The sequence below is a fragment of the bacterium genome, from assembly GCA_037143175.1.
Lineage (GTDB): Bacteria > Verrucomicrobiota > Kiritimatiellia > CAIKKV01 > CAITUY01 > JAABPW01.
The window spans coordinates 1-4,869 of the sequence record JBAWZF010000090.1 but is presented as its reverse complement, the minus strand read 5'-3'; the positions used below and the strand labels follow the sequence as shown (position 1 = coordinate 4,869).

At 51.1% G+C, this 4,869-nt stretch carries 4 protein-coding genes; all 4 read right to left on the bottom strand.

The annotated features are described in order from the left end of the window. Positions 1–447, bottom strand: a 447-nt coding sequence (locus tag WCI03_15000) for a demethoxyubiquinone hydroxylase family protein (protein ID MEI8141159.1), incomplete at its 3' end; no start/stop codon positions are given. Positions 448–473: 26 nt separating this feature from the next. After that, on the bottom strand, positions 474–1,505 hold the full coding sequence (locus WCI03_14995; GenBank protein MEI8141158.1) for a hypothetical protein: 1,032 nt from the start codon (positions 1,503–1,505) through the stop codon (positions 474–476). Next, a complete protein-coding gene (locus WCI03_14990; protein ID MEI8141157.1) occupies positions 1,489–3,696 on the bottom strand; it encodes a DNA methylase in 2,208 nt (735 codons plus the stop codon). The genes WCI03_14995 and WCI03_14990 overlap by 17 nt, the downstream gene beginning before the upstream one ends. A 434-nt stretch (positions 3,697–4,130) precedes the next feature. Beyond that, a complete protein-coding gene (locus tag WCI03_14985) occupies positions 4,131–4,559 on the bottom strand; it encodes a hypothetical protein (protein ID MEI8141156.1) in 429 nt (142 codons plus the stop codon). Between the last annotated feature and the right edge of the window lie 310 nt (positions 4,560–4,869).

The window sequence follows — 4,869 nt, the reverse complement described above, 5'->3', positions numbered from 1 at the left end:
GCGGTGCCGCCCCTCCAAGCGCGCCACCGCACTCCCCGCCAACCCATTCGTCTCACCGGATAGCATCTTGAAAATACGGGCATGCGACCGTTCATCGTTCGGCATCCCCGTGCGATTCACTTCCGGCTGATTGTCATATCTGGCCCCCGCACCCTGTTCAATTCCAGCAATCGTGGGAAGCACAAATTTTACACCGAACTTCCTGGCCAGCCACCCCAGTACGCGCGTCCGCCAATCTATCGTCCAGTCGGGCACGGTCACACCCACCTCAACAAGCCGCCGTTCCCAGACGTCCGCATGCTTTCGCTCAGCATCCGCAAGTTTGCGATACAGACTCGCCAGATCCGGATTGATTTCGACTTTTGCCAACTGCTCATAAAGCGTAACGGCATTGCGCTCATCCTTAAGATTATCCCGATACCGTGAAATATCCGCTTGTGTTGCCATAATGATCAGATTCCCCTCTACGCGCCTCACACTTTGCTCTTGAACGACTTAAGCTTGGTACACTCGACAAGACGATCCAAGGTGCGAAGAGTGAATACTTTACCGTTGGTGGCCAACAACATTTTTTTCATATCCTCCCGGCGGACACCAAAACCCCTGCCCCCAATACAAGCAATAACCTCGTAGCCAGGTTTACCTCTCTTGGACGCCGCACGGCTTAATTCAGCCAAATGCTGAATCCGGGTGACTTTGTCGCGTGCGGTTCCATCGTCTTCTGTAATCTTGGCCTCGATGATCACCTGGGGATTGAATTCGCTGGGAATGATGAAATCAGGCGACTGATCAAACCCATCTATCTTTTCGGCGCGTTTAGTCTTGCGGAAACTGATACCAGCCCGCGTCAACACCTCTTCAATGGCATTTTCGAGGCTGTCCCCCACCAGTTCACTGACGGAATCACGATGCCCGGCAAAAGGACGTCCCAAGAAACGCTCATATAGCATCATCGCATAGGGGACTCCTATTTGAGCCAAAGACCTAACACCAGACAAACCCGCTCGTGTATCAGCCTTATCGAGCCTGTGAAGTCGATCAGCGGGAATATCGGGAACACCATCATTGAGGAGTGCACAGGCGGTTTCAATCAGCATCCGAATCTTAGGCCCAATCTCTCCCGTCGAACGCAATGGTTTCAATGGCTCGGACCGAATCTTCCTATCAAGCGTCCTGATGAAACCCTGAGAAATATCCGTCTTAGTGGACTGAGAGGCCAGATAACCCCACTCAGGAGGAGTAAGTCCCAACATAGCCCTTACGACCACGAACGAAATGGGACATTTAAAAACAATGTTATGGACAGTTGCAGCATCCATCACGGTAAAACCACTTGTACCCTGCTTCAACGCCTCATAACCTGTCTCAAAAAGAGGGAAGGTCACAAACCCCGCACCCCGGGGCATGACAAGAAATTCCGATGAAAGACAAGAGACTACTGCATCAATAAACTTATCTGGCTTTCGCTTAATCTCACCAAGCGTCGCCTCAAAAGGATATTTCATCTGCCTTGTTTCCGTATTTCGCATGTTTCTCCATTGCCAGATAGCCGCTTTGGCGTGGGATTAATTGATTTCTTTGCCCCAAAGTTTGCAGAACATTTCCCAAGTCGCAATAGCCCCTCAACCATTCATTCACCAGATCCAATTTGACCTGTGTTGGAAGTTTTACATCCCAAGTGCTTCTCAGCCGCCAGATTGCCAAACGAATGAGGTGTCCATAAGCAACACACCGGGCATCACCTTCCGTAGGCTTTACGCCCCCCTGTTCAAGTTGAGTTATATCTCCCGCCATAAGATCAACCAGATGCTGAACATCTTCCGGCACCCACTTACGGGGTACCATACCCGTGCTACGACACACAAACACAGTATCCACAATAGAAGACTTGGTTCCGGCGATATGGATAGATGCGCCCATTTCCGCAGGACAAGGCAAGGCGGCAGAACAAACCAGTTTGGAATCCAAAATAGCCACGGCAACGGGAAAATAGGCATTTATATCGTTGTGATGAAAAGTAAAAGCTAGGGGAGCCCCCTTCTTAAGGGCGATCGCCATACTGGTAAAAACCCGCGCAAGCCCTTCGGTAAAATGAACAATCCCACGCCCTGCCGTCACATTTCCCGTAAGCTCTTCAGAACACATGGTGCTGGCGGGTTTGAATATGGGACACTCGGACATCAATTTACGCAACCACACATAACAGAAATCCATGAGTTCAGAGTACTGAACATTGCCAAAGTAGGGCGGATCCGTAAAAACGGCATCCAGGGACCCCGGAGCAAATTTCTGGATTGAGGAATCTCCGCACTCAAGCCTCACATATCGAGATTCGCGGGGATGCTTGGCACTTCGCGACTCACCGATCCATTCGTCCGTCATGGGCACAACAACTTTACCCGTGGCTTTGTGCCGAATCTCGAAGGGATTCTCACAATACATCTTAGCTTTGGTGTATTTCTCGATGATATTGTGCCAGCCACCACTACCCACCGGTATTCCGCTGGATGGATTCAAAATACCAAGCAAGTTGGATTCCACATGGATAAGGCCAACCGGAAATCCATGGACGGAAAAGATATCCAGCGACTTCAGCGCCATGGCGTCGTACCGGCACAACATGTTCTGATATCGCAGGAGATCTGAAAGATTGGTCGCTAACGCCTTTTGTATTCGCTCGCTTTTTACGGCATGGATCAACCGGCCGCTATGTTCCAGGCCCAACAACTGCCGGTCATTGAACATTTCCCGGTATTGGCGGTAGCCCCACCGATGCAGCCGGGCCGTCTCATCTCCATCAGGAATAACATCATCAGGGATGCACTTGGTTCGCAACTTGGCCAGAGCGGCTTTTGCATCAGCCACTTTGCGGAGGTCATCGGCATCCGGTTTTTTGAAGAATCTGCCTGCATGCGCAACTTTGCACCCGGGATGCGCATACTCGATCGCAAACAGCCGATGGGTGAATGGAACCGACGGCTTGCCGGGAATGGCGTGCGATTTACCGCATTTCGGACACTTGCAAGAGCGACGGATAACGTTGCCAGCTTCATGAAGAGCCTTGCTACATGATTGACAGCGGCCGGGCTCCTTCCGATCTACGACTTCATTTAATTCCCCGCAACTGGAACAAACCATCACATTCCGGGGATGGCGGACATCCTCCGCCAGCAAATAGCTGGGGAACAAGTCAATGGAATGCTTGCAGTGGTCACACTCCAACACCTTAACCCACATGAAATATTTAACCTGGGCATCCGTCTTTCCGTCGAACACGCAACGGGTTCTGTATAAATCACCCACTTCACTTTCCAAAGCCTGCCTTAATTTCGCGGCCGCCTCGCGGTACTCATCGAGGTCAAGGTGCTCAATCTGTTCGCGTACAATCCACCAGGCGAGCGGATTGATATCGCACCCTATGGAGTCACACCCCACTCGATTCGCTTCAATAAGCGGGGTTCCGCCACCCATGAATGGGTCGGCAATCCGTTTCCCCTGCAGATGCTGTGAACGGTAAAACTCATCCTCCAACTCCCCGTCCACGAACTCAGAAAGCAGTAGGCTGCGGAATAGAGTTCCAGGCCGGCGGGCAAACCATTTATGCACAGCGATCAGCGGACGATAATTCTGCTGAATCTGCTTTTCCCTCAATGCAAGGCCGGAGACAAAAGGAATGTTGAATTTCTTTTCGATCATACTGATAGTCACACGTAATTAGCTAAAATATAGGGCTAGTTACACCATGCTTCAAGAGAAAACAGCATCGCCGGAGTCTTCGCCGGGACATCCAGCCCGACTACCAACCCCGGTGATGCATTCCTCTTTTCGTCCCACCTGCGTGGAAACAGGATTCTGTTCGGGTCAGCAAGCCGCCATCCGGCTGACTTGGTGAGCTGGGGTAAGTGCAACTCGGAAGCCTATGTTGTTGGCGTTGTCCGGGACGGGACATTAATCACGGGATCCCTCCGGACATGTCTCGCATCACCACCCATTCCTTGATCTCATCGCCTAGACCGGGTGGCAATGTATGAACGGTGAAAGGGGGATGATTTAGAATTTTCTGAAGAGGAAGCAGCTGATCCGGGTCGGCGTACACGTTCAAGTACATATCCACGTGGGATTGCCCCGCATCATTCGGCTCCCGCAAGACACCAATGGCGGTGATGTATGAGCGATAGCCAAGCCCGAAATTCTTGCCAATTCCGAACTTGCGGGATCCGAAACGGATAGGGACGCGCATCGTACAGCAAGAGAACGCCAGGGAATTTTCCAGCTGCAAGTCGCTTAAGTTGATGCTTAGCCGACTCGATCTTGTGCCTTACTCTCTTGCCGAGTGTCCCACCCCAGCACACGCACTCACCCGGCAATGCTGTCTTTGATTTTTGAATCACCTTCTTGTCATCTTCGTTCGGCGTCAGTTCTTTGATCTCGACGATCACACGTGTACCGCAGAGGGTTATCGCATAGTCCGGGGTCTCATCATCGGTTGTAGGGATACGTTCATACTGTATGGCATTCATGCCGCAGAACTTCTCGAACAATTGCTCTGATGTTGTCATTTTTATATCCAATACGCACCCTGCGAGCATCATAAACAGTATCCAGTAATTGGCTCAGTCTTTTCGATCAGATTACGATCACCAGTCCATCCCAACAATGCTTACATCTCTGGTATTCCGTGAATGACAGTGGACGCTTCGCGAGTTGAGTCGTTGGCTGTTGAATTGCTTTCTGAGCTTCAGCCTCACTGCGAAAGTTCGCGCGCGCACTCATCTTCTTCAATCGGCATTCAGATTTCTCAGCATCTAGTCTATGTGGACTTTCGCACTTTTTCAGCCTCTCTTTCATGAGCATCCGGCCGTCTGTCTG